Here is a 23,756-nt window from a genome sequence, read left to right as displayed (position 1 = left end):
TGTCATGTTTGAATGCAGCGGGCCCCAAGGATTTGGTGCTCATGTTCTTGCTGATTTGTTGAAATTGATTTTTCTCTAGCAAGGTAATTTGTTTGGCGTTGGTTTGACGAACCCGGATAAGCACGTCGGCGTGTTTGCCAAACTGGTTGGGGCCTTTAAGGCCCAAGGCTTTCAGTTCCATACCGTTGCCAAGTTTCACCGTGCGCGGTTTACCGCTGGCCAGTGTGGCTCGCAATTCAGTTTTCATTTTTGAAGTAAAGCGCGCTTTGGCTGCAGCCTCGATCAAATTGGCGAGGTTGCCTGGCAGGTTGCTGGGTCCAAATATCTGAGTCAGCAAATCGGCACCGAATGTGCCATTTTCAAATGCTGCGATCAAGGCGTTAGTTAGCTGTGTATTCAGTTGAGCAGTCATCAACATGATGCCTGCTATGAGGTCTTGCTGCATCACCTCGGGCACCATGACCAGACTTACTTGAGCGTCGGGCTCGAAGTGACCTAAAAAATCCATTTCCTGATGCAGGTAAAGAGGCGCTGAACCGTCGTGACTATTCAGCGCACGGGTGTAGGCCAGTTGCAGCGACTGCGCTTTGCGCTTTAAGTGATCTTCGTGAAATGTTCGGGCTTGGGTGTTCATGAGGTTACGTGCGGGGTAAACAAGTCAAGCCGCAGTATGGGGGAAAGGCCCTGAGGGGGAGAAATCAAGACGTCTTTCTGCTCGACGAGGGGGATAAGCCGCGTCCGGCTGAATTCAGCGAAACGATGGCCGTGATGTGAGAACTGAACGTCTCTATGGGTGCAAATATCTTCCGGCAGTGTAGTGTGATTAGGAATGTTTGAGGGGCTGGGTTCGCAGCGTGCTTTGAACTAAGTACCCAGTAGGCGACGCGCAAGCACGGATTGCATATCGCGGCGGCCATCTGCAATCAGGTAAATAACAACTTTGCTGCCAATGACACGGTAGATCACGCGGTAAGGTTTGAAAAAAGTTTGACGGTATTCTTTAATCCCGAGGTTGACCAGTTCCCTGGGATAGCTGCCGCGCTCGGGGAATATTGACAGATTGTTCACGATGTCCATCAACCCATCCAGCACATGGTTTGCGTTGGTCATGCAGTCGAATTCAGCGATGTGGTTGTGAATCGCCTCCAAATCTTGTTCGGCACCCTCGGTTAGGAAAACTTCGAATTTGGCAGATTTACCAGCCATTAATTTGATGCCTTCTTGGCGCGCAGACGGGCGACAACATCAGCTACGGGCTTGATCTTTCCTGCAGCGACATCCTGATTGCCCAATGCAAGTATCTTTAGCAAAGCCAGCGTTTCCTGGGTTTCCTCGAAAGAGGCAATGTCTTGCAGAACGGCTTTCGCTTCCCCGTTTTGAGTAATGATCAGGGGTTCACGCTGGTCTGAAAGATGCGAAAGAACCTCCGCAGCGTTGGCTTTAAGATAGCTAATCGGCTTTACTTGTGAAGAGTAACGCATGGCTGTGGCCCTGATCATAAAAGACTGAATATAGTCTTTTAATGGTCTTTTTGCAAGATTCTTGAACTTGTTGGGTATTGAAGATGGAACTGAATTCAAAAGCTGCTGAATTTGAAGCGGAGGCAATAGCCCGACTAGCCCGAATAAGGTCAGGAGTGAAAACATTGAAACCGGGTGTGGTGAAAAAACTGGTGCGTGAAAAAGTGAGATACAAAGAGGCAGCTATTTCTAAATAATTTGTGTGTTTTGTTCAGGTGAGATGAAGGGCGGCTTGTCGGCCAAAACCGTCATTGATTGGCTAACATCGGTTGGTCTGCGTTGCGTCGGTTACCTGTCACAAACGGGTGGAGTCTGAGAGGCTACCAAGAAATTACATCTGCTGGCTGACCACGGCCGTCTAGGACTTCTGACCTAGTGCCTTCTTGAATCCGCCATTGCAGAACCCATCGCAGAGCGCTAGGCCGCGGAACAGTGCAGTACGCCAATCGTTAACTCCAAAGTTCTTTGCATGTGCATTCGCTGTCCCATTTAGGTATGCACGGAGCATAATCTCACCGTTCTGGTAAGCCATCTCCATTCCAAACTGATGCTCACTAAGATGAATATTGACTTGCTTAGCGTATTTTTTATGAAGGTCGAACTCCGTAAGATGATTGGTCAGTCGAAGATAAAGCTCCGCTGACATCCCAACACATTTCTCAACGAGATATACGACTTCAAGTGCCCCAGTACCCGGATGCAAAGTAACAGTTGCGCGAAGAAAGTCATAGTTTGCAACGGACTCAAGATAGGTATGAAGTTGATGCTCTGCTGGCTTGTCGGAAGGAGACCTTCTCTTTCCGGTATTGCAAGGACTACAGCAAGGAATCAAGTTCAAGGCAAATATGCTCAAAAGTTTGAAACGATTATGTTGAAGGTGATGATCAAGATCAGAAATTGGAGCGAATCCACAGTACGGACAATAGTCGGCAAGGAGCTTAAGTTCGGCACGGAGCTTTTTGAGTTTGCGATTATCTTGAACCAGACCATATGCGTCATGAATAAGGTTATATAGCTCAGGACGTTGCCCTTGAGCCTGCATAGAAAACGATGGCCTTCCAAGGGTTGTCTTATATTGCTCATATAAGTTCATCAAAAACTTCTTCTCTATTTCGGTAACTTCTCCGTTTGCAAATGCGATGTCCAGGTGTTCTCTAGCATTTAAATTACTGAGTGGTGTCAAATTCCACATAGTCACTGCGCGTTGCCCTCCGCGAGCCTTGACATGACATAGGCCCTGGCCTGATTGCTCATTACTCCGTCCATGAACAGCTTCTCAATTTCCTCCAGAGACTTATGTTTCTTTATTAATCTTTCAAGCACTTCGTGAAAGTCTGTAGCATTGCTTTCCATACCGAAGACCTGAGCCGTTATCAATCCAATACTTTCTCCAAACGTCTCAGCAGTGACAGGTCGTATCGCAACATTCTCACCCTCACGGCGAACCACATGAACGTGTCTTGCAAGGCACTCTTGAACCACTACGGGTGAATGGGTTGCTACCAATGCGGATGACTCAAACTCTTTCAGCACAAGCCGGAGCGCATGCATCATGGCCGATAGAAGGGGAGGATGAAGGTGCGACTCGGGCTCGTCGATAAGAACGAGCGATCGGTGCTCAAGCTGCGCTACTAACCCGAATATAATAAGGATTGCAATCTTGTAGCCAGTACTGCATTGGCGAAACCAATCCGACGCACGCTCTGCGCTTCCAGAGTTGGGATCATTAAGCCACTCATCTGTCATCAAGCCAACCTTGAGTTTATCTAGTGCTCGCTGAAGAATAAGTTGGCGCGAAGGCACATTATTTATTTTTGAACGATAGCTGTCGAAGTCATCAACCAATTCCGCCATTGTCTTCAACCGCGTCTGGTTAACTCGATCAGCATTTGGTGAGGTTTGACCACGTACGGAATTCGGCAGTTCTGAAATAGAGACAGTTGCCTCAGCCGCGAAGTCGCGAAGTCCGATGAAAACGAATCGCCCAACGCCCCGCTGCATATCTTTTGCAATTTGAGCCATATTTCGCGCATCGGTGCCCGGTAGTTTGAAGTTATCAAATGGGCTAAAGGCGATGGTAATAACTCTCGGGAATCCAACTCCTGCTGGGAGCATTGTTCCAAGATTACTTAATGGCTGAGCCACTCGCTCAGTGGTAGACGCGAAAGCAACGCGAGCTAATCTTGACAGTAACGTACTTTTTCCTGAGCCGTTTCGTCCTACAAGGACGTTCACACGTTCGGGAAGTATCGATTTGCGGAAGAAATCATCTGTCTCAGACTTCGTGTCGATATTTACAGCACTCAACCAGCCTGGCATTTGGAAACTGAACGGTTGCTGATCAATCGGTTCTGCAGAATAATGGCCCTGAACAATTCCATCGGCAAGGTATCGAAAGTTTGAGCCTGCATCTTGTTGATCTCGAAAGAGCGACTTACCCCAACCGGTCTCATCCTTAAAGTCCTGAACCAATTCTGGCGACTGAACGACATCACGAAGCAGTCTTAAAATCTCCTCGCCTAGGGCACCAAGCGCGCTTAGTCTTTCATAGTAGTCCAGCGAATCACCCACGGAACAAAACTCATCTCCAAGACGATCGAAATCGTTATGAATGCTGATACCGTCGCCTTTTTTTTGTCCCCGTTTGAGAATCTTCACGGGACCGATTAGAGTCTCTTCACGCTTACCGTCCTTGCACTCAAAGTAGGATAAGTGGTAGAGCGTCCGGAATGAATAGTCGTTCCAATCGTCTTGAGCCAAGATGAAATCAGGTGCAGTTGTCGCGTCAATCCGAGTGCGCGGCTTCACCACATGAAACATTATAGGTTTCAATTACTCCTCCGATTGCTATTGCTGAAGTTCGGTCTTTATTTCTTCGCTTGCTAAAGAAGCATATGCGCACACTTTCTTTGTACCGATAGTCACCCCTTGCACCTCACTGAATGTCAGGCTAGCCGCTTTGGCGAAACATTTGCAAGTTTAGGCGGCATGAGACTGGATTCTGTCAAAGCTGACCTACCCCTCCAGCTAAAATTGAGCGTCAAAGTGACACTCACCCGTCTTTGGCTGCAAATGATCACAATCTTCACCCCTGTCATCCTGGACGGCCACAGCGTGCTGATAAGTATTGATCTCGGGTGAGATGCTTGCCTGAAATTGACGACAAACTTCATTTAAGATCCAATTTGATTTTATTTTGATAGATGCTGATTCGCCTTTTTGCGCGCCCGATCACGTCATCAAAATAGAGTATCTCGAAATAGGTCTCTCCCAACGTCTGTCGAGTAAATGGATCGACTAGCGGGGTAGACTGAAACCACCCTTCTCCCAATGAAAATTTATTCCAACCGGCCAGGCGTAAAGGGTTAACGGTGTCGCCTATCAGATAGCCGTAGAACTTCCTAAGCTTTCCGCCCGACTTTGCCGCAAGAAGTTGGACATATTCGCTGAGGTCTCCAATGTGTTCGTCTAGTGAAACTCCCGGAGCTTTAAATTCGATGATGACTGCTGAACCCTCCTTGTTGAAGAGAGCAACATCAGGACGCTTTGCCTTGTTATCGTCCACTCGCTTTGAAAGTAGCTTTTGAAACTCGACGTCAATATCGCTTTCGAACACCTTGTCGCCGTTGTCCCAAGCGATGTGGGCTAGTGGCACATCCGAGGCGATATAGTCGTAATAGTGATACTCCTCGCTCAAAAGCCACATGTCATGGTCAGTGACTTCCGTACTATCCTTTCGCATCGGGAAAAAGACGCTGTGGATAATGCGCTCATCTTTGCGGCGTAACCCTTCAGCAACTGCCTGCATAGTAAGCTTCTTATCGCACGCGAGCTCAAGAATTTCGACAATTGCAGCACGTCGGACGATCAACTGCGATAAGTTGGCCATATCAATACTTTTCAGCGACGATGTGTACTTCCAAGCCAGCTCATTAATTTTTGACCGGAATTCCTCCGTATCGGGTTCCATCTGCTTGATTTCTTCCTTGAGATTGAAGATCACGCTCGTCTCGTTTATCACCTGCTCCTGATACTTCTTCAGAACTCGTTCGGCTACGACTTGGGCCGACTCGCCATAGCGAATCCGCGTCGATGTATCCTGAAGCATGGCCTCGCTAATGCCAAATTGATCGACGGCTTCCTGAAGAACGACGACTCTGTTCCAGTCTGAAGGCGCAACCATGTCAACGATTACGGGGTCGATCGCTTCATGGATTGCTGCGTAGGAGATCGTTTCCGTAGAGAAAAAGTCCCCTGTAGGAATTTCCTCGGGAATCCCTTCGAAATCATCGCGCTGTTCGTTGACATGAATATCCAGATAGTCGCTTTCAATCAAAACAAAATGAAAGAAGCCTGCTGCTGGATTGTTCTGCTCTGCTCTCGTCCGAAAATATCGCGACGTAACATCTTTAACAGGAGATGACTTGGCGCAGAACGCCACTGCATTTTTCGGAAGACTGTATTGTTTGGCGTCAAGCCGATAGTGGGAAAGATTGAAATGTTGATGCGTTCCCAATCCATCACCTGTGATGGGATCGCACTCCTCAACAGAGATCTTTTTTTCCGTTGTTACAGTTGGCAGGTCCGAACGTTTTAAAGAGTCGTTTTGTTCTGAGAATTTGACCAGATCTCCGCCCTTCAAGTGGCGCGAAACGAAATTGATCTCGAAGTCACCAACTTGGTCACCAAGTCCGACAAGTCTTTGCAGGAATGTCAGAAGCATCTGGCGCTTGAGCACCGAGGCGGAGTACAAGCTACTTGGTAAAGTTTTTCTGAGAACGCGATCACGAATCGGCGTCCGAAGGTTCTGAAGGATAATGCTCGTTCCAAGATTATCCGCACTGCCCGGGGTAGACGAGAAATCCTGGGAGTCGATTTGCTTTTTGGGTTCGGAATAGCTCATCTGCCGACGGATAAAAGTATTTCCGGTACGGTATGTGCTGTCTATTGCGACCACAGAGAAATGATGAAAAAACTGGATGCGACCTGCGCCCATGCATTTGCCAATTCCGGGGATAGGCAGATCATCTTTGTAAGACGTATCTTTCGTGAGAAACGCATCGAGCTGCTCGTTTCCCAATCCGCAGCCGTTATCCTTGCAGGAGATCGATACATCTTCCATTTCGTCGATCAAATTAGCAGCGAAGAAACCGACTGCAATATCGATTTGCAGATTTCTTGCGGTATCGTCAGCATTTTTTCGTATCAGAAAAGAATCAATAGCGTTGGAAATCAACTCCTCAAATACGACATAAGGATTTCTGCTGAGCTTGGTGCCTTTTAAGCTGCCTCTGATGTCGAGTGTCATATTCTTTCTTCTATTTAATTCAAGCTACAGATGATGGGCGGAAGGTAGCCCTTGGGGAAATTCTACCTTGACTGGAGAAAGGCAGGTGTACTCGGAAAAAGAATCGCAGTCCTTTCGGCAGTAGAACAAATCCATGGTGACACTGATTCATCAACGTCCGGTTGCTAAACGAAAGCGGCCTCATTAGATCCCTCACTGGGACGACCACTCCAGCCGAGATTCGGCCAAAGTGGGCATATGTGTTTAAATTCCGAACGACTCAAAAGCAACCTCAAGCCGACTTTGTGTAAGGTCAAAAATAAACGGTGCTGTGACCGTCCGGCTGATCGCCCTATTGGACGGCGTATTTATTGGGAACCTTCATGACGCAGGAGGCTCAAGCCGCCAACATTTCTGATAATTCGGCCCGTCTGATTTTGGTTGTGCCTCAGGAGGAAAAATCTTAATTGTTAGAGGTATCGGGAAATCTGTTCCAATTATCGCAGCTTCGCCCGGCCTCAGATTTGGAAGGAAGGATGAGGCTGAACGGTCAATTTCCCCGCATGCTCGTTCGACCACTTCACGGTCACGGTCATTGGTCAGGCGGTGAACGACGAGCGCTCCCATCTGACTCAAGACTCCTTCGGTGATGTCGCGTGGTCGCTGTGTGGTTAGGCAAATGTTCAAGCCAAACTTCCGGCCTTCTTTGGCAATCAGCTCGAACGCATCAAGCCGAGCCACCGCATCCTCTCCGCCAATCTGTCTCCCAAGGAAATTGTGGGCCTCATCGACAATAACTACGACTGGCGAGGCTGCGAATCCGCCTGCTCGCGCCATGTTCAGAAGGTGCCTACCGATGACATTTGCAACGATCTCTCGTGCTTTGAACTCGTAAGCGACACCGCTCAGACAGATTCGCAGAAGCCTTTTTTCGTTGGTAACAAAGTCGTCGATTTCGGTCGTGACTGCAGGGTTAGGGGAATTGAAGACGCAACCAAACGACGGGGAAGTCAGAACTGCACTGATTCGGGACATGAGCGACAAACAGTATGAAACTTCGCCAGAATCACCACCCCATTTATTTGGGTCCTTGGAGCCACGAGAGGTTCCAAATCCATCTGGGTAAACGCACTCTTGCTCGATTTGTGCGTTGAGCTTGCTCACGTCGAACTCCTGCCGCGGATCATCAAGTTTCGCCGTGACGCCAAGTTGCTGTTCCGCGGCAATCACCGGAATTTTCGACTGGTCAATTTTTTTGATGACCCCGTTTGTTGCGACTCCGGGTACCAACTTGGCTAAACGCAGACTGCGCATGGCAGCGCGCATTTTGGGCCCCTGAACTTTCCCTGCAGGCTCGAAGAGAGCAATAAAGTCGGACTCAACAAAGCAAGTCGGCGGAAGTGACCGTGCCAGAGACCCAGTAGCCGTGTTCACAGGACTACCGAGGTGAGAGTGGGTTACAAATGGCCCGGAGAAGCCTCGATACTCGCCAGTTGCGTCCAAGAGGATGATCTTGGCTTTGTGTTTTATGCATTCCTCGATGATGCGCGCAGTCGTCCAGCTCTTGCCTCCGCCAGTTGTCCCAAGAATCGCGCAGTGCCGTCCGAACAATTTCTCCGGTCGGATCGAGACGGCACTTTCCAAAGCAACATCAATAGATCCTAGCCGCAACAACACGTTGCTCTCGGGGCCGTCTTCAGGCTCCATCAAGCTCGGCAGGTTTGCGACGAAGTTGTGGGGCGCCGCATAAACGCGGTCGCCTAGTCGAGGGTAAGATTCGACGCCGGCAGTGACGCGCAGTGAATCCATCGCGACTGACCCCAGCAGTTGGATTGTACCGACAGCGTCGAGGCCAATCACTTTTGCATGCGATGCATCGACAGAGCGCCGTTCCGATTCAGGAAGGTGGATTTCAACCACCCTTCCGAGCAATAGATTTATCTGGCCTTCAATCAGCACGAATTCGCCGACCTCGCCCTTACCATAACGCCCCCCAAGGAAATGTGCGCCGCTGGGTGAGCCTGCATCATTCAAATTGAAGCGAACCGCCTGAGCGGACACGGATGACAATACCCCGATAAACAATTCCGGGCGCAGCAGTCCTCTGGGAAACGCTTCCTCGATATTAGATGGCATGCTCATTTCGCTCCCGTCATAAGCTTTATGTCACGAGTGAGTCTCTGGGCAGGAGTCAGCGACTTTAGGTCAGGAATCATTTCAGCAAATTCGCCGAAATTGGCGTTAATCAGGCAAACGTCCTCTCCCTGTTTCGCCAAGGTGAAGAGCGTTTCCCAATACTTGTTCTTTTCTTTCGGACGAGCAGTGAGGTCATCGGCTGATGGATTTACGATTATTAAGCGTAAGTGCGGGTTTGTTCTAACCGCTGCGAGAATCGGTTCAGACAAATGGTCATCGTTGAATCCGAAGCCTGTAACAATGAGACAGGTGTTGGGCTCGCGCAGGGCTGAGAAATACTGTGAAACCAACTCAAGATGCGGCTGAACGTATGACTGCTGATATTTTCCTTTTGCCGGGTAAATCAAACAGGCCGAATCCGGCGTCGGTTTCTGTTCTACCTCTATTTCATGTTCGGCTTTACGGGACCAGTTGACCGAGCCGTGGAGCTTGTAGAGGTGAAAAACACCTTCTAGTGGTGTTCCAACTTCCTCGCCAGTGGTCGGTCTTCGGACAATATCGTACAAAAAGAAGCGAGGGTCGAAATGTCGCGGCTGCGTAAACGAAAACCCGTCGAGCAAGACCAAGCCTTGCCGCCCTGCCGCAGTTTCAAAACAGAGATCATAATTCGTCGTGAAAAGTTTCAGACGGGAGTCACGGACGCGACGACGGGAAAGTCGGTGGAGGAAAGTGCGATGAGCAGCAAGTTGGTTCGCATCTGTCGGGTCGATAAACTCAGAGCACTTTTCCAGAATCACCTTCTTTGACGCCGTAATGAAGGTGGCCACATCCGCACTCGTTTTCACCTGTAGATAAGCTTCGCAACGGGATAATAACGCCTCAATGTTCTCCTTTTCTGCGGCGGTATCGTATCCAATTTCGGCGATGACCGTTGCCGCTGCTGGCGAAACCGTTCGTTTGCTGTTTCCAGTGCCAGGGTTGTCATTCACACAGTAATCCCACAGCGTCCACATGGAAGGCCCTTTAGTGATCGGGCCGAGAGACGTTCCGCTACCAGCGAGAACAACGACGTGTTGCATTTGAAGAGACGAAAGCAGGAAGTTCTTCAGTTCCTCTTTAGCAGCCTTCGCCTCAGCTAGGATTTTTTGCTCTTCGGCTGGGTCGGTGCCTGTCGGAACATCCGGCTCCAAATGCTTCCATTCCGCTGCGTCGGGTCCAAAAAACATCAGCTTACCCGACGTTGAAACCGAAATTGGTGAGCTAGGAAGTGGAGGAGGAGGAGGTGGTGGTGGTGGTGGTGGTGCGATTGGTTTACTCATAGCTTTGTCTCAGTTAGTTCTCGGTTGATCAGTACTTTCGACGGAATTCTAAATAGGTGCGAGTCGCTAAGCATTTCATGAACAACATAAATAATAGACCTTAGTTCTTTACCAACAGGCAATAAGCCCAACAACGGGTCCCAAGTGCCTGAATAATCATAAGACCTCTTTTAAGTTTCGAAGTCTGCTTTCGCCAATAACTCGGATATTTCGGCCGTCAGTCCTAATGTCCGCTCTGGCCGAAAACCAGCCATTCATTTCACCCTCAAACCACCGTTAAAAACTCCGCCACCACAACCATTTCTTCCGCATCCTCGGCACTCAGCACAATCGCTTCATGCTTGTCATTCGTTGATTCTGGTTTCAACACAATCGCGCTATTCACAACGCCATCTTCACCAAAATGCTTTTCGCTTTTATAGCGTTTAATAGTGTATTGCCCACCCAGTTCTGGGTCTGAAATTCGGCGGTGTTGTACCACCACAATTTTTCCGTTGCGTGTGCCTTGTGGGTTGAAGTGAAACAGGCACCATGCGCCGGGTGGTATGCGTTTGTTCATGGAATCGCCCTCAACACGCGCCACAAAGTAGCCTTCGCTGGCTCGCAGGTGGGCGGGCAGTACAACATGGTCAAACGTGTCAGCCTGTTGGTAGTCGCTAAACTGCCCAGCGGCAAACTTCAAATCAAAAATGGGCACGCTGTTGGCGGCCTCTTGGCCAGCTTGCACAATCGGTAGGTCCAGCCCTTCGTATTTGTTCAACATGGGTGCCACCTCCACGTATTCAAAACCATTCACCAGTGTTTGAAAGTGTGTGCGTGTTTCGTCGTCGGTAAAGTAAACGTAACACCCTTTCATGCCGCGAGTCATCAGGGTTTTGTAGGTGTTCTTGATCACCGCATCGGCCATGGCCAGGTTGTTGGCTCGGTCTGTTTTCAGCCCGCCCTTAAACCCTTTAATGCTTTGGTCCATATTGCTGCGCTTGAATGCGTCAGTAAGCACTTCGCCATTTCGCACCACAAAGTCTGGGCCAACAATAACACCCACGTAATCCAGCTCCAACCCTTGGCAGGTGTGAATGCAACCCACTTGCTCCACGCTATTGGGCTTGATAATCCATGTGCTGCCATCGTCATCAAGGTTCCATTGGGCCTTGTAGTCGTGTTCTGGAAACTCGATGTCGAAAGCTTGCGGGTTCTTTTTGCTTTTCCAGTCCCAACAGTAGCCAGCCACCACACGGGCTTTGTTGTTCACTTCGTTCTTCTGGCGAATTGCGTTGTGCAGCGCCGTGGGTGAATCGAACACTTTGAAATCGAAATCCAATCCGTCCAGGTTCAAGTTGGCGGTGGGTTTAATTTGTAGGTGGTGGTTTAGCCAGGCAATGTAGCCGTCGCTGCCGTTGCAGCGAAATTGGGAGCGCAATTCTTGCTCAACCACTTCCGCGCCAAGGGCAAGTGCCCATTTGCTAATTTCCGCTTTGCTGCCAATGTCTTTGAAGGTAACGCGTTGGTCTTCATCCACGAAGAAAATGCACAGCTTGCTGGCGTGGATCAATTCTTTAATTTGGTTTTCGCCCAAGTTGCCGTACAGGCCACTTTTTTCATTCAAGCGGTGGGCTTCGTCCACCAGTAACACATCAAACTGATTGGCCTGGTTGTCCACATATCCGCCAGACCCACGGAATAAATTTGCGATGCGTGTTTTTTTGAATGTACCTGTCAGTTTGGCTTCGAACACCGCGCGGGGCGCTGCATTTTTCGAGACGTATTGGCAAACCATGCCGCGCTGTGTGAATTCGCTGAGCAGGTTGATGGCCACCACCGATTTGCCTGTACCCGGGCCACCTTCCACGATCAGCACACGCTTGCTTGAATCATTGCGCGCATGTGCCAAATCAAGCGCCATTTCATACACCAGCTTTTGGTCGTCGATCATCAAAAACTCGCGATTGCCCAGCAGCATATTGCTCAGGCTGTCGGCAAGGTTTTTGGAGGGGCGAATTTTTCCGTGCTCAATGCGGTACATCAGGTCGCTCTGGTCGCCGTACTTCACATGCTTTTTTAAAAACTCAGAAAGCTTGCGAGCGTCTTTTGAAATGAATACGGGTGCGCGGTCGGTGTGTGCTTTGTAAAAAGGGTCGTTGATAACCTGGGCACTGTCCAAGTTGTGCAAATACGCGCAGGCATTGAGGCGCACCTGTTCGTTTTGCACCACTTCGGAATAATCTTCGATGAGTGCAGCATACGTCCATGCTTGGTAAGAAGGGTGGGGCGTGTTGATATTGCCTTTGCCCAGCCAAGTATTCACCACCGCGTCTTGTTGGGTGGCTTGTACGTCGCTCCATTGCTTCAATTCAATGATGACAGCGCATTCCTCCAGCTGGGCATTGCGCCCTGTCAAAATAAAGTCGATTCGTTTGCCGGTCAGCGGAATGTTGTACTCGATGGATACCAGCGAGTCGCCGGGAATGTCGGGGTCGTTCAACACCTGGCGCATTTCTTTCATTGAGTTGCGCCAAGAATTGACTTCTGAGTCGCCTGCTCTGCGGAATAGCTTGCGCTGAAATTCCCGGTGAATGGCTTCGTGAATTTGATCGTCCAACACGTCGTCGAGGAACTTCGATTTGCAGGCGGTGTAAACGATCATTGCGGGTGTGGTTTGTTCTTGTGCTTTTAATGTATCAGGAAACCTTCGCTTAATGAACTATTTCAGGTGGGGCAATTGGGGGCTACAAATGGGTGGGGAGGTTAAACAAAGCAATAGAACTGAATGCCGGTAATTGTTACAGAAGAAGCTCGGCGTTCTTGAAATGGGTGGTTGTTGGTGGTTCGTAACATACGTGCAGACAGCTTGACGAATGTACCAAAAAAGGTACAATCAGATAAAGGTGATGTTTTCATTAAGCAATTCAAATTGAATTGCGTTTTTTATCGCCAAGCATCTGGTGATGAGCCAGTTAGAGCGTGGTTAAAAGCCTTGAAACCCGAGTCAGATAAAAAAATTGTTGGGGCGGATATTCTTGCTGTTCAATTGGGTTGGCCTCTAGGGTTGCCATTGGTTGATCATTTGGGTGGGGGACTATGGGAGATTCGATCAAAACTAGAGAATCGAATTGCCAGAGTTTTGTTCGCTTTGGAAAAGGGCGAAATGGTTTTACTTCACGGCTTCATTAAGAAGACTCAGAAAACACCGCAGCATGAATTAGAAGTTGCGAAGGATAGATTAAGTAAATTAAGGGGCTCCAAATGAATAAACACGTGGGTTCGAATTTTGAAGATTTCTTGAAAGAAGAGGGCATTCAAGAAGAGGCAGAGGCTTTGGCCATCAAAAAAGTGATTGCCTGCATGATCGAGCAAGAGATGATTTCAAGATCAATACCTAAAACTGAAATGGCACGAAAAATTGGAACCAGTCGAAGTCAGTTGGATCGATTGCTGGATCCCGAAAACACCTCGGTTACTTTGGCAACACTTGTCAAATCGACAGCCGCAATCGGAAAAAAAATGATCATTACCTTTGAAGATTGTCCACAAACAGTTGTTGCTTAAACCCCCACCAAATTCCTCGCCACTGCTTCGGCCACTTCAATGCCATCTACACCGGCTGACAAAATACCACCCGCGTAGCTGGCACCTTCGCCGGCAGGGTAAAGGCCTTTGACATTCAGGCTTTGGAAATCGTCGCCTCGCGTTATTTTCAGGGGCGACGAGGTTCGCGTTTCCACACCGGTCAGTACCGCGTCGTGCATGTCGAAACCTTTGATTTTTTTGCCGAATGCCGGCAAGGCTTCACGCATGGCCGTGATTGCGTACTCTGGCAATGCGTCGGCCAGGTCAGTCATCTTGACGCCGGGTTTGTACGATGGTTCTACGCTGCCAAGTTCAGTCGATGCTTTGCCCGCAATAAAGTCGCCCACCAATTGGCCGGGTGCCTCGTAGTTACTGCCGCCCATCACAAAGGCATTGGATTCAAGCTTGCGTTGAAAGGCGATGCCTGCCAGTGGGCCACCGGGATAATCGGCGGGGCTAATGCCTACCACAATGCCGGCGTTGGCGTTGCGTTCGTTGCGGGAATATTGGCTCATGCCGTTGGTGACCACGCGGTGTTCTTCTGACGTGGCGGCCACCACGGTGCCGCCGGGGCACATGCAAAAGCTGTACACCGATCGGCCATTGGCAGCATGGTGCACCAGCTTGTAGTCGGCTGCGCCCAGTAGGGGGTGGCCGGCGTGTTGCCCCAGGCGGGCACGGTCGATCAGCCCTTGCGGGTGTTCTATGCGAAAGCCCACTGAAAATGGCTTGGCTTCCATGTACACGCCGCGCTCGTGTAGCTTGGCAAAGGTGTCGCGGGAACTGTGGCCCAGCGCCAGCACCACATGGTCTGCGCGCAGTTCGTAAGTGCCACCGTCTTTCAGGTTCTCAATGGTTAGGCCGCGAATGTGGCCGTCTTCAATGTGAAAGTCGCATACGCGCTGTTGGAAGCGAATTTCACCGCCCATGGCGATGATTTGTTCGCGCATGTTTTCTACCACTTTCACCAGGCGGAAGGTGCCAATGTGTGGTTTGCTGACCAGCAAAATTTCTTCGGGTGCACCAGCCTTTACAAACTCGGTCATCACTTTTCGGCCAAGAAAACGCGGGTCTTTGATTTGGCTGTACAGTTTGCCGTCTGAAAATGTACCGGCGCCGCCTTCGCCAAACTGCACGTTCGATTCGGTGTGCAATACGCGTTTGCGCCACAGGCCCCAGGTGTCTTTGGTGCGTTCGCGTACCTGTTTGCCACGCTCAATCACAATGGGTTTGAAGCCCATTTGCGCCAGCATCATCGCTGCAAAAATACCGCAGGGGCCAAAGCCAATTACCACCGGGCGAATGGCTGGGGCTTCGTTCAGTTTCACTGGCAACTGGTAGACCATGTCGGGCGCAGGCCGAATGTGCGAGTTGGTGGTGAATTTCGACAACAACTGCGCTTCAAGCCGAGCGTTGTCCAGTTCCACATCCACGATGTACACCAACAGCAGTTTTTGTTTGCGCGCGTCGTAGCTGCGCTTGTAAATACGGAAGCTTTTGAGCTGGTGGGCTGAAATTTTCAGTGTGCTGCAAATTAATGCGGGCAGGGCGTCTTCAGGATGGTCGAGTGGAAGCTTCAGCTCGGACAAGCGGATCATGGCGGGTGTACCTTGTGGATCTGTTTTTCGGATCAAGGCCGTATTTTATGCTTTTACCCGCCAAAGTGCACTTATTTGATTTCGATTCCAAGCTTTAGCGATTTGGCTCAAACACCAAATATCCAAGGCAGTCAGGTCTCTTTTCTTGAAAACCAAAACTGATTTTTCCCCAAGTGGTTACATCAGTGAAGGTGGTTGCTTCCAGAAGCGAGTCGCCACGTGGCATACCAGTTATGTTCAGGTTGGGAAATACTTTGTTGACCTGTTCAACTGTGATGCATTCTCCGTCTATATCTATCACCAACAACCCAGTGGCATCGTGAGATGGTTGAGGCAATCTAAGGTCAATTTTCCAAATCTTAGAGTGACCAGCAAGCAACACGGGTTGACCAGAATAGAACCTGAAATAATTATTCGATTGCTGGGTTTGTTCCACAAGTGTTTGGTTGAGTATTTCTTCAATACCCGACAATGACAATGGGGCAGTTTGCATGTCCTCGATTAATTGCCAGACTGAGAGGTTGAGTTGAATCATGGTGTTGTCCTTTGATGCATAGGAGGAAGATTGGCATGCAGTTGCGAGCAGCGCCAAGAGCAGGATGAGTGTTTTAAGCACTCGCTCATTTAGTTCCGCAATATTTTTTACACCATGGTACATATTGGTTGTCATACCATTTTCCATGCATGTCTTCATAAGTTTCCTTTGTGGTCGATGTGTATTCTCCCTTGCGGAATGTGTCTCCGATTTTTCTAATTGCTGACTTATAGTCGCCGTCTTTAAGCGATTGATCGTAAGCCCTCTCGTAGATCGGAGTATTCACCGGTTGACCAGCGATGCCGATATCAATTTTGCTAGATTTGAGAATTTCCCGCTGCACTGTGATGTTCTTCATGACGGCGGCGCCTTCGTCGTCCAGGGCATCATTTAAATAAGTCGCTTTGCTACCGTAGTCGGGTTCGAAGGGGTGACGCGCATGCCCCACTTCATGAGATAGAACCTTGACAAGGTTTTTTTTATCACCCTTCAAGGTGGGGTCGAGGGTGATTAATTTTTTATCGCGGTTGGCCGAAGACCCCCCGCCAGTCTCTCCAAATTTAATAATCCATTTTTCTTTGCTGAGTGTTTCCAGGTCTTTGCTCAGCGTTGGCGATTTGCCTATTAATTCATTGAGGTCTTGTCCAAGCTCCTTTTCGAATGGGTTACTTGTTGAACCTGGCGCGGGAGTGTCTGGAGTTTCTGGCTTAATGGCTGACGCTATCAAGGTGGCACCACACGCAATTTTGTGACCGTGCAGGGCCACTGCCATGTAGTTGTCGGTGAATGTGCTGAGTCCCTCGACAATCGGGAACACATGGGGTTTGCACAAAGGGCAGGTGACCATGTCGCCGACCCTGGCGATGGGTCGGCCTTCAACCGATGTGGTGGGGCTGCCTGAGATGACCACACCACCGTGGCTGGTGGTGTCGCCGATCAGGATTTGTGCGCGACCTTGTATAAGAGGCCTTGAGGACATGCGATCAAAAGTAAGTGGTGTAGCTCCTTGAGTAATTAATCCGTGGCGGTGGTTCCCTTGAATTTCATGGCTTGTTGATGAAAATGCCTTACCTGTAATACTTGCGCAAAGCCAGCAAGGGCACCGCATACAACACAGCAAACCCGGAATTCAGAACCGCGTTTTGCCAGAAGCCGCTGTACAGCGAAAATGCGGTGTCGGGTACATACCAAAGCAGCACGGATATCGTAATCATGCGGCAGGTCTGTTTGGCGTCCTCAATGTTCAGCTTGCGCACCAGCATGAAAATAAGCGCGCCCCAGCCCACCATGACGGAACCCATCACTGCGTGCGCAAGCTCGATGTACGCTGCAGCTTGCGAGTCAAATGCAGAAAATTGTGCGGCATCCTGGAAGACCAACAATCCAAATGCCTGCTGGGTCCAGCCCGGTGCAAGCACCATGAACAACCCAAACAGCACGGTGAATTCTGCAGTGTAGGTTAGCCAGTTGATCCAAAGGGTTGGAGTGCTTGCTGGTGTATTTTGTACAGTGTTGGCTTGCATGGCAGGTCTCCTAGCGTGGTTGAAATTGATTCAGCTCAACGCCATTTTGCTAAGGACAGGGTCATTGCCGCAATAACCTGCGAGGTCATAGATTTCAGAAATTTTCCGTGGCAGTATGAGCACATGCATACACAAGCCCCCACCCAACATGCCGGAATTCGCCTGCGCGATTTGCGCACAAGGCAAAAGGTCAGCCAGCTTGATTTGGCCTTGCGCGTTGGCGTGTCACAGCGACATCTGAGTTGCATTGAAACCGGCAAAGCCAGCGCCAGCAAGGAGATGTTGCTGGCGTTATTGGAAGGACTGGATGCTCCGTTAAGCGAGCGCAACGAGGCATTGGTGGCAGGTGGTTATGCACCGGTATTTGGCAGTCGGCCGATTGACCACCGTGAAATGGACACCATCAATGAAGTGATCGATTTGATGTTGACTGCGCAGCATGCGGCCCCGGCCATGGTGTTGGACAGTGAATGGAATTTGCTGAAATTCAACCCCAGCTTTGTGCGTTTGTTGCAATTGCTGGAATTTGACTTGGCCGCATTGCAAGCCACCCCCAATGTTTTGTTGGCGCTGACAGCACCTGGAGGCTTGGCCACACGTTTGCAGAATCCTGCTGAGGTGCTGGGGGACGTGTTGAAAAGGGCGCAGCACGAGGCCTTGCATGTACCCGCATTGCAGGCCATGTTGAAGCAAATTCCGCAATCGATGTTTGATACCAAACAGCCCAAAAATTTCAATAACCCCACCTTGGTAACCCGGTTTAAAAGCACAGTGGGTGAGCTTCGGTTTGTGTCAACTTTCACCAGTTTCGGGGCGCCTTTGGACATCACTGCGGCATCGTTAAGAATTGAACATTTGTTCCCTGCTGACGAAGCCACTCGAAAGGCCTTTGCCTGATGCGTACGCTGTTGTTGTTTTTGCTGATTGCCTTGGGTGCATTTGCCACATGGTGGTTTCTTCAAAAACCCAGCCACAACCGACAATGGGCTGACGATGTGGCCCACATGCTGCATGCCGATGTGATGGGTAATCGAGTGGTGTTGCAGAATGTGCGCAACTTTGAGTGGCGCACAGAAACCGATTACACCCCACGTTGGGAAACACGTGAATACGACTTAAGCCAGTTGCAAACTGCCGACTTGGTGCTCTCGTACTGGATGGGGCCAAAAATTGCACACACGCTGGTTTCATTCGGTTTTGCCGATGGCCAGTACCTTACTTTTTCACTCGAAATTCGAAAAGAGCAAGGGGAAAAGTTTTCTGCATGGAAGGGGTTTTTCAGGCAGTACGAGGCGATTTTGGTGGCGGCCGATGAGGCGGACATTATTCGCACTCGAAGCAATGCACGTGGTGAAGATGTGTACATGTTTCGCTTGGCCATTCCGCCCGAACAATTAAAAACCTTGTTTTTGGCTTATGTGGAGCGAGCGAGCAAACTGGAAAAAACCCCCGAGTTTTACAACACGCTGACCAGCAATTGCACCACCGTGGTGTTTGATATCGCCAAGCAAATTGTGCCCGATTTACCGTTGGATTACCGCTTGCTGCTCAGTGGGTACTTCGCGGAGTACGCGCATGCGCAGGGTGGTTTGGTCGAGGGCTTCAGTTATGCCGAACTTCAAGAAAAAGGCTATATAGTGCCGCGTGCCAAGGCCATGCAGGCCGGCGAAAACTTTTCCGAAGTTATCCGCCGGGGAGTACCTGGCATGCAGCCAGGCAAGCCCGCCAAATAATCAGCAGCCACCCGCCCAGCGTGGGTCATTGATGTTGTAGCTGCGCGGTTTCATGTAGTCCACCGGGTCGCGCAGGTAATCCACTTCGGGTGGGTTGGGCAGCTTGCCAACCGCCTCTAGCCAACTGGTTTCATAGGCTGAAGCGCCGCCACCAATGCCTGGTGTCCATGCATCATGGTGATTGGGCAAGGCCACTTTGGGTTTGGTCAGGGCCACATAGGCCAGGGCGTCGCGGTAGGCACTGGTCACCAAACCAAAACCCACAATTGCATTCAGTTGCACATCCACGCATTCGGGCAAATTGACCAAGGCGTTGGCCACGGCTTCACTTCCTGCATTGCCTGCTTTCATTACCCCGGTGGAATTGTGCCAAAACCAGGCAAAGTCGCCTGCCCGGAAGTGATAGGCCCAGGTGCCTCCTGCGGGTTGGCCTACACCACCGTCGTCGCGAAGTGTGCCCACAAACCGAAGTGCCTCGGCCAGACTGGTGTTCAGGTAAGTAGGGTAGGTCAGCACGTCTGGAATGTACACAAGCGGCATGCCACCGCTAAGCAGGTCGGTGGGTTCAGCGGCGGAGTGAGTGTGCTGTACAACATGCACGGGCTCGACATCTTCCCAAATTTGAATGGCGCGTGTGCTTCCAGCACCCGGGTTGGTTTGGTCTCCCAGGTTCAAGCACGGAAAGCTGTCGGGTATGCCCTCACTGGCGGCGCGTTCGCGGGCGATGTCGCACACATTGCTGCCTGCAACCAGCAGGGCATTGCTCAAGCCGGCCACATAACCGGCATCCGCAGCGTGGTCAAAGTGGCCGTGGCCAATGAAGATTGCCTCGGGTTGAATGGCGGCCAGTTCTTCGCGGCCGATGGGTACATAGTTGGCGTGCGCGCCCACAATTTCCCAAGCGTCCATCAAGAACAAATGGCCCTTCATGCTCACAATGAAGCTGGACACACCCACCCACCAGAATTTTACTTGTTCAGGGTCCATGGCGTTGGGGCCCAAAATGCGTTCACGCGTGGCTTGAAGTTCGGCACTCGCTGTGCCCGCTGCAGGCAGGGGTGCGAAGTTTGCGGGTGCAAACACATTGGGGCGTGTTTCGTTAGAACTGGTTCTTGCCGTGCTGGCGCTGCCTGTGTCGGAATCGCCAGCCAGGCAGGCGGATAACAGGGGTGCGCAAAGGAGGGCACAGGCTGCAAGGCCTGTGCGGGACATGAAAGAAGTCATTGTTGTTGGTGTTGAATGTGTCTCCAACACCTTGTACTGCCACCAATGCGGTTTTAGATGCCCTTCACCAACGGCGAGAAAAAGCGAATGATTTTGACGAGGTCTTCTTTGGCTTCCGGCAAAGCGATGTTCATCGTCGGCCAAATATGCGGCATGCCGGGGCGGGTAAGCAAAGTAATTTGTCCCCCCACTTTCTCCACGGCATCACGTAGCAACACGGAATCGTCCAGCAAGCACTCGTCTTCACTGGCTGTCACCATGAGTGGTGGCAGGCCTTTCAACTTGCCTAGCAAGGGCGATGCACGTTCATCGGCGGGGTCATGGCCGCACATGTACAAGTTGGCGGCATGTTCAATCATGTGGGAGGACAACATGCTGTCGGTTTTGTCATTGCCTTCAATCGAAGGTGACAGGCGGCGCATGTCGGTGGCTGGCGAAATCAGCAGACCGCCGTGCGCGGGCAACTTTTTCTTCAATGCATGTTGCAGCACTGCCAATCCCAAATTGCCGCCAGCGGAATCGCCTGCCACGAAAATTGGCTCGCCAGTGGGTGTGTCGGCCACCAGCGCTTCAAAGGCAGCAATGCAGTCGTCCAATGGCGCTGGAAACGGGTTTTCTGGCGCAAGGCGATAATCAGGCATGAACACTCGAAATCCAAGCGCATTGGCCAAGGCACCGCAAAAAGGGCGGTACATCGGTGGGTGACCCGCCACAAATCCTCCGCCGTGAATGTAAAGCAGAGCACCCTTGGGATTGACGGGAATCAGCCACTCGCCAGGTACGCCGCCCAAAGCGCCTTTGATGTGTTTCAAGCCTTTGGGAACTGGCGCCAGAAGGTTGGATGCGGCTGTCACCATGCGGAACCTGCGCACAAAACCGGCACCGTTGCCCCGGTAGCTTTTCAGGGCGATGCTCGCAATTTTGTTCATCACTTTGGCTTGAATGGACGGCATGGTGTTCCTCTTGGAAAGTGGGATGGGGTATTTATAGCACTGCCAGTGCTGGCCAGTTTACCCTGAGTTTTCAATGCACTTGATAAATTCGGACAAATCTGGAGGGGATTCGCAAACGCTGTTTTCAGGTCTGAAAAAATCGGCACAATAAAAAAAAGAGCACAACCACACGGAGACACCATGGCGATATTCGACGAAGACATTTTGATCATTGGCGCAGGTTTGTCAGGCATTAGTGCTGCATGCCATTTGAAAAAGGAATGCCCCAACCGAAAGTTCACCATCCTCGAGCGCCGCACCACCATAGGTGGCACTTGGGATCTGTTCCGTTATCCCGGCATCCGATCCGATTCCGACATGTTCAGTTTCGGCTTTAAATTCAAACCCTGGAAAAATGCACATTTCTTTTCTCAGGGCAATGACATTCGCAGCTATGTGCACGAGGCAGCCACCGAAAACAAGGTGTTCGACCACATTCGCTTTCAGCGAAAGGTAAGCGATGCCAATTGGGACAGCGAGGCTCAGCGTTGGGTGATCAATGCGGTGAATGAAGCGACTGGCGAACCCGAACAATACCGCGCCAAATTCATGATGGCCTGTGCGGGTTACTACAATTACGACCAAGGCTACCGCCCTGATTTTCCGGGTGAGAAAAACTTCAAAGGCTTGATTGTTCATCCACAGCATTGGCCAGAAAACCTGGACTACACCGGCAAGAAAGTGGTGGTGATTGGTAGCGGTGCAACTGCAGTTACGCTCATCCCCAGCATGGCCGACAAGGTTGAGCACATCACCATGTTGCAGCGTTCGCCATCGTATATTTTTTCATTGCCCTCCGTGGATGCGCTCACCAAAGTGCTTCAGAAAACCCTGCCTTCCAAGCTGGCCTACAAGTTGAACCGCACGCGTACCATTGGTTTGGCGCACTTCATGTTCAAGGCCAGCAAAAGCAAGCCGGAAGTGGTGCGGCGGTTTTTGATTGCCATGATGCGCAGGCAGTTGAAGGGTTCGAATGTGGATATCAAGCACTTCACACCCAACTACATGCCATGGGATCAGCGTTTGTGTTTGGTGCCTGATGGCGATTTTTTCAAAGCCCTGCGCAGTGGTAAAGCCAGCGTGGCCACGGACACCATCAAGCAGTTTGTGGCCAATGGCATTGAGTTGAACTCAGGTGAGGTTCTTGAGGCCGACATTATCGTGACTGCCACTGGTTTGAACGTACAAATGGTGGGCGGCATGAAAATTTCTCTGGATGACAAGGCTGTCAACCTGAGTGAAAAAATGTTCTACAAAAGCGCCATGCTTCAAGACCTGCCGAACGCCGCAGTAGTTCTAGGCTACACGCATGCTTCATGGACTTTGAAATCAGATTTGGTGAGCGGTTTTGTGTGCCGATTGCTGAACTACATGGACAAGAAGGGCCACGCCGTGGCGGTGGCCAAAACGGCCGATGTTCAACCAGTGGAAGGCTTTACAGTATTGGGCGGCTTGAATTCAGGCTACTTGAAACGTGTGGCTGACCAGTTGCCCCGCCAGGGCGAGACCCACCCCTGGCACAACCGGCAAGATTACTACCACGACACCAAAACCTTGCTGGAAGACCCGGTGGATGAGCCCGGTTTGGTGTTTGAGCCAGCAAAGGCTGGTGGGAACAGGGCCAAACCGAAGTTGAAAGCAGTGGCTTGAATTTAACTGTCGCTGTCAACGAGGGTGAAGCGCCGGGTCATGCGTTCACCCACCTGTACCATTTCAAAAAATACATTCATAGGCCGAGTCCAGGCGGTGTGTGTGTCGCCACTCAGGGGGCGGTACACCACCACGGGGCTCAAATCGCTTTCTTGAATGGCCTGGCAGATAATTTCATACAGGCCACCTTTGTAGTGTCGGTAACGTTCGCCTGCTTTTACGCTGTGTAGTTGTTCCGGTACGTGGCTCATGGGTGTCTCCTGTGTTGTTCAAAGTCATATTTCTTGAATATTCAAGGTCATATCGTTAAACTGTACGGCTGTCCTTGAAGAATTGAAAGGAGTTCCTGAATGCCTGCAACCAAGCGAGCAACCGAGGAAACCAGCAAACCAGCAACAAAGCCTTTGACCAAGTCGGCTGTAAAGCCAGCCACAAAGGCGACTGATGCCAAAGCAGAAACGCCTGAAAGCAAGGCGCGCCCGGTGGCTACAACCCGCAAACCTTCCAAAACAGCGCTTTCTCCTTCTGAGGTAACGCCGCTGGCCCTGCTAACGCCCAACAAGCCCGCGCGTCGCCGCAGGTCGGGTGCCGCAAAGCCCAGAAAATTGAAGGGGGCTACAACTACCTGGCCATTTCCAACCGGCTCAAGGCCTTAACCTGCTGAACGCTTCA

Annotated in this window: 23 protein-coding genes; 7 read left to right on the top strand and 16 right to left on the bottom strand. The window is 50.6% G+C overall.

Features of this window, described 5'->3' with window-relative positions:
* The 3 genes from PY990_RS12945 to PY990_RS12935 all read right to left on the bottom strand — a co-directional run.
* The coding region (locus tag PY990_RS12945; RefSeq protein ID WP_275271944.1) for a hypothetical protein at positions 1-634 on the bottom strand (634 nt) is incomplete at its 3' end.
* Positions 635-864: 230 nt separating this feature from the next.
* Entirely contained in the window at positions 865-1,206 is a 342-nt protein-coding gene (locus PY990_RS12940) for a type II toxin-antitoxin system RelE/ParE family toxin (RefSeq protein WP_275271943.1), read from the bottom strand.
* Positions 1,206-1,481, bottom strand: coding sequence for a type II toxin-antitoxin system Phd/YefM family antitoxin (locus PY990_RS12935; RefSeq protein ID WP_275271942.1), 276 nt, complete (start codon positions 1,479-1,481; stop codon positions 1,206-1,208). The genes PY990_RS12940 and PY990_RS12935 overlap by 1 nt, the downstream gene beginning before the upstream one ends.
* 83 nt (positions 1,482-1,564) lie before the next feature.
* Between PY990_RS12935 and PY990_RS12930 the strand changes: the two genes are divergently transcribed.
* The gene (locus PY990_RS12930) at positions 1,565-1,717 is read left to right on the top strand and encodes a hypothetical protein (RefSeq protein ID WP_275271941.1); all 153 of its coding nucleotides are present in this window, start codon (positions 1,565-1,567) and stop codon (positions 1,715-1,717) included.
* A 161-nt stretch (positions 1,718-1,878) separates the two neighbouring features.
* Here PY990_RS12930 and PY990_RS12925 read toward each other — a convergent pair whose 3' ends face one another.
* The 6 genes from PY990_RS12925 to PY990_RS12900 all read right to left on the bottom strand — a co-directional run bounded on the left by PY990_RS12925 (position 1,879) and on the right by PY990_RS12900 (position 12,906).
* On the bottom strand, positions 1,879-2,712 hold the full coding sequence (locus tag PY990_RS12925; RefSeq protein WP_275271940.1) for a hypothetical protein: 834 nt from the start codon (positions 2,710-2,712) through the stop codon (positions 1,879-1,881).
* Positions 2,713-2,714: 2 nt separating this feature from the next.
* Entirely contained in the window at positions 2,715-4,352 is a 1,638-nt protein-coding gene (locus PY990_RS12920; protein ID WP_275271939.1) for an AAA family ATPase, read from the bottom strand.
* A 337-nt stretch (positions 4,353-4,689) separates the two neighbouring features.
* Positions 4,690-6,828, bottom strand: a complete 2,139-nt coding sequence (locus PY990_RS12915; protein WP_275271938.1) for a hypothetical protein — start codon at positions 6,826-6,828, stop codon at positions 4,690-4,692.
* Between the two features lie 360 nt (positions 6,829-7,188).
* Entirely contained in the window at positions 7,189-8,949 is a 1,761-nt protein-coding gene (locus PY990_RS12910) for an ATP-binding protein (RefSeq protein WP_275271937.1), read from the bottom strand.
* Positions 8,946-10,262 (bottom strand): SIR2 family protein, encoded by a 1,317-nt coding sequence (locus PY990_RS12905; protein ID WP_275271936.1) that lies wholly within the window; start codon positions 10,260-10,262, stop codon positions 8,946-8,948. Before PY990_RS12905 ends, PY990_RS12910 begins: the two co-directional genes overlap by 4 nt.
* A 265-nt stretch (positions 10,263-10,527) precedes the next feature.
* Positions 10,528-12,906 (bottom strand): DNA/RNA helicase domain-containing protein, encoded by a 2,379-nt coding sequence (locus tag PY990_RS12900; protein WP_275271935.1) that lies wholly within the window; start codon positions 12,904-12,906, stop codon positions 10,528-10,530.
* A gap of 204 nt (positions 12,907-13,110) precedes the next feature.
* Here PY990_RS12900 and PY990_RS12895 point away from each other — a divergent pair, with 204 nt between their 5' ends.
* Together PY990_RS12895 and PY990_RS12890 are read left to right on the top strand one after the other, a co-directional pair.
* The gene (locus tag PY990_RS12895; RefSeq protein ID WP_275271934.1) at positions 13,111-13,509 is read left to right on the top strand and encodes a type II toxin-antitoxin system RelE/ParE family toxin; all 399 of its coding nucleotides are present in this window, start codon (positions 13,111-13,113) and stop codon (positions 13,507-13,509) included.
* 8 nt (positions 13,510-13,517) lie between these two features.
* Positions 13,518-13,808, top strand: a complete 291-nt coding sequence (locus tag PY990_RS12890; RefSeq protein ID WP_413789536.1) for a helix-turn-helix domain-containing protein — start codon at positions 13,518-13,520, stop codon at positions 13,806-13,808.
* On the opposite strand, the gene PY990_RS12885 is transcribed toward PY990_RS12890, so the two are convergent.
* From PY990_RS12885 to PY990_RS12870, 4 genes are all read right to left on the bottom strand, one after another.
* The gene (locus PY990_RS12885) at positions 13,805-15,427 is read right to left on the bottom strand and encodes an NAD(P)/FAD-dependent oxidoreductase (protein ID WP_275271933.1); all 1,623 of its coding nucleotides are present in this window, start codon (positions 15,425-15,427) and stop codon (positions 13,805-13,807) included. The genes PY990_RS12890 and PY990_RS12885 overlap by 4 nt on opposite strands.
* A gap of 94 nt (positions 15,428-15,521) precedes the next feature.
* Entirely contained in the window at positions 15,522-16,097 is a 576-nt protein-coding gene (locus tag PY990_RS12880) for a hypothetical protein (protein WP_275271932.1), read from the bottom strand.
* Positions 16,048-16,941, bottom strand: a complete 894-nt coding sequence (locus tag PY990_RS12875; protein WP_275271931.1) for a PAAR domain-containing protein — start codon at positions 16,939-16,941, stop codon at positions 16,048-16,050. Before PY990_RS12875 ends, PY990_RS12880 begins: the two co-directional genes overlap by 50 nt.
* Before the next feature lie 88 nt (positions 16,942-17,029).
* The gene (locus PY990_RS12870) at positions 17,030-17,485 is read right to left on the bottom strand and encodes a hypothetical protein (RefSeq protein ID WP_275271930.1); all 456 of its coding nucleotides are present in this window, start codon (positions 17,483-17,485) and stop codon (positions 17,030-17,032) included.
* A gap of 123 nt (positions 17,486-17,608) precedes the next feature.
* On the opposite strand from PY990_RS12870, the gene PY990_RS12865 reads away from it, so the two are divergent.
* Both PY990_RS12865 and PY990_RS12860 read left to right on the top strand, forming a co-directional pair.
* Entirely contained in the window at positions 17,609-18,382 is a 774-nt protein-coding gene (locus PY990_RS12865) for a helix-turn-helix domain-containing protein (RefSeq protein WP_275271929.1), read from the top strand.
* Positions 18,382-19,218 carry an Lnb N-terminal periplasmic domain-containing protein gene (locus PY990_RS12860; protein ID WP_275271928.1) on the top strand — a complete coding sequence of 279 codons (837 nt, stop codon included), beginning with the start codon at positions 18,382-18,384 and terminating at the stop codon, positions 19,216-19,218. The genes PY990_RS12865 and PY990_RS12860 overlap by 1 nt, the downstream gene beginning before the upstream one ends.
* Here PY990_RS12860 and PY990_RS12855 read toward each other — a convergent pair whose 3' ends face one another.
* Together PY990_RS12855 and PY990_RS12850 are read right to left on the bottom strand one after the other, a co-directional pair.
* Positions 19,219-20,430, bottom strand: coding sequence for an MBL fold metallo-hydrolase (locus tag PY990_RS12855; RefSeq protein WP_275271927.1), 1,212 nt, complete (start codon positions 20,428-20,430; stop codon positions 19,219-19,221). It abuts the gene before it with no gap.
* A 65-nt stretch (positions 20,431-20,495) separates the two neighbouring features.
* Complete coding sequence (locus PY990_RS12850) at positions 20,496-21,395, bottom strand: alpha/beta hydrolase (protein ID WP_275271926.1); 900 nt, start codon at positions 21,393-21,395, stop codon at positions 20,496-20,498.
* Between the two features lie 180 nt (positions 21,396-21,575).
* Between PY990_RS12850 and PY990_RS12845 the strand changes: the two genes are divergently transcribed.
* Positions 21,576-23,084: a flavin-containing monooxygenase gene (locus tag PY990_RS12845; RefSeq protein ID WP_275271925.1), complete on the top strand. Its 1,509-nt coding sequence runs from the start codon at positions 21,576-21,578 to the stop codon at positions 23,082-23,084.
* Between the two features lie 2 nt (positions 23,085-23,086).
* On the opposite strand, the gene PY990_RS12840 is transcribed toward PY990_RS12845, so the two are convergent.
* Positions 23,087-23,335, bottom strand: coding sequence for a DUF1653 domain-containing protein (locus PY990_RS12840; RefSeq protein ID WP_105027237.1), 249 nt, complete (start codon positions 23,333-23,335; stop codon positions 23,087-23,089).
* Positions 23,336-23,434: 99 nt separating this feature from the next.
* Here PY990_RS12840 and PY990_RS12835 point away from each other — a divergent pair, with 99 nt between their 5' ends.
* Positions 23,435-23,740, top strand: a complete 306-nt coding sequence (locus PY990_RS12835; RefSeq protein WP_105027236.1) for a hypothetical protein — start codon at positions 23,435-23,437, stop codon at positions 23,738-23,740.
* Positions 23,741-23,756 lie beyond the last annotated feature (16 nt).

Source organism: Limnobacter olei (assembly GCF_029087225.1).
Taxonomy (GTDB): Bacteria; Pseudomonadota; Gammaproteobacteria; order Burkholderiales; family Burkholderiaceae_B; genus Limnobacter; species Limnobacter olei.
This window is presented reverse-complemented; position numbering and strand designations above follow the sequence as displayed.

What these genes read in the sequence shown, in the direction of transcription:
- PY990_RS12855 (WP_275271927.1), bottom strand. Translation starts at nt 20,430, where the DNA reads ATGTCCCGCACAGGCCTTGCAGCCTGTGCCCTCCTTTGCGCACCCCTG.
- PY990_RS12900 (WP_275271935.1), bottom strand. Translation starts at nt 12,906, where the DNA reads ATGATCGTTTACACCGCCTGCAAATCGAAGTTCCTCGACGACGTGTTG.
- PY990_RS12940 (WP_275271943.1), bottom strand. Translation starts at nt 1,206, where the DNA reads ATGGCTGGTAAATCTGCCAAATTCGAAGTTTTCCTAACCGAGGGTGCC.
- PY990_RS12835 (WP_105027236.1), top strand. Translation starts at nt 23,435, where the DNA reads ATGCCTGCAACCAAGCGAGCAACCGAGGAAACCAGCAAACCAGCAACA.
- PY990_RS12915 (WP_275271938.1), bottom strand. Translation starts at nt 6,828, where the DNA reads ATGACACTCGACATCAGAGGCAGCTTAAAAGGCACCAAGCTCAGCAGA.
- PY990_RS12905 (WP_275271936.1), bottom strand. Translation starts at nt 10,262, where the DNA reads ATGAGTAAACCAATCGCACCACCACCACCACCACCACCTCCTCCTCCT.
- PY990_RS12910 (WP_275271937.1), bottom strand. Translation starts at nt 8,949, where the DNA reads ATGAGCATGCCATCTAATATCGAGGAAGCGTTTCCCAGAGGACTGCTG.
- PY990_RS12870 (WP_275271930.1), bottom strand. Translation starts at nt 17,485, where the DNA reads ATGCAAGCCAACACTGTACAAAATACACCAGCAAGCACTCCAACCCTT.
- PY990_RS12845 (WP_275271925.1), top strand. Translation starts at nt 21,576, where the DNA reads ATGGCGATATTCGACGAAGACATTTTGATCATTGGCGCAGGTTTGTCA.
- PY990_RS12860 (WP_275271928.1), top strand. Translation starts at nt 18,382, where the DNA reads ATGCGTACGCTGTTGTTGTTTTTGCTGATTGCCTTGGGTGCATTTGCC.
- PY990_RS12840 (WP_105027237.1), bottom strand. Translation starts at nt 23,335, where the DNA reads ATGAGCCACGTACCGGAACAACTACACAGCGTAAAAGCAGGCGAACGT.
- PY990_RS12865 (WP_275271929.1), top strand. Translation starts at nt 17,609, where the DNA reads ATGCATACACAAGCCCCCACCCAACATGCCGGAATTCGCCTGCGCGAT.
- PY990_RS12930 (WP_275271941.1), top strand. Translation starts at nt 1,565, where the DNA reads ATGGAACTGAATTCAAAAGCTGCTGAATTTGAAGCGGAGGCAATAGCC.
- PY990_RS12885 (WP_275271933.1), bottom strand. Translation starts at nt 15,427, where the DNA reads ATGATCCGCTTGTCCGAGCTGAAGCTTCCACTCGACCATCCTGAAGAC.
- PY990_RS12850 (WP_275271926.1), bottom strand. Translation starts at nt 21,395, where the DNA reads ATGCCGTCCATTCAAGCCAAAGTGATGAACAAAATTGCGAGCATCGCC.
- PY990_RS12875 (WP_275271931.1), bottom strand. Translation starts at nt 16,941, where the DNA reads ATGTCCTCAAGGCCTCTTATACAAGGTCGCGCACAAATCCTGATCGGC.
- PY990_RS12880 (WP_275271932.1), bottom strand. Translation starts at nt 16,097, where the DNA reads ATGACAACCAATATGTACCATGGTGTAAAAAATATTGCGGAACTAAAT.
- PY990_RS12935 (WP_275271942.1), bottom strand. Translation starts at nt 1,481, where the DNA reads ATGCGTTACTCTTCACAAGTAAAGCCGATTAGCTATCTTAAAGCCAAC.
- PY990_RS12925 (WP_275271940.1), bottom strand. Translation starts at nt 2,712, where the DNA reads ATGTGGAATTTGACACCACTCAGTAATTTAAATGCTAGAGAACACCTG.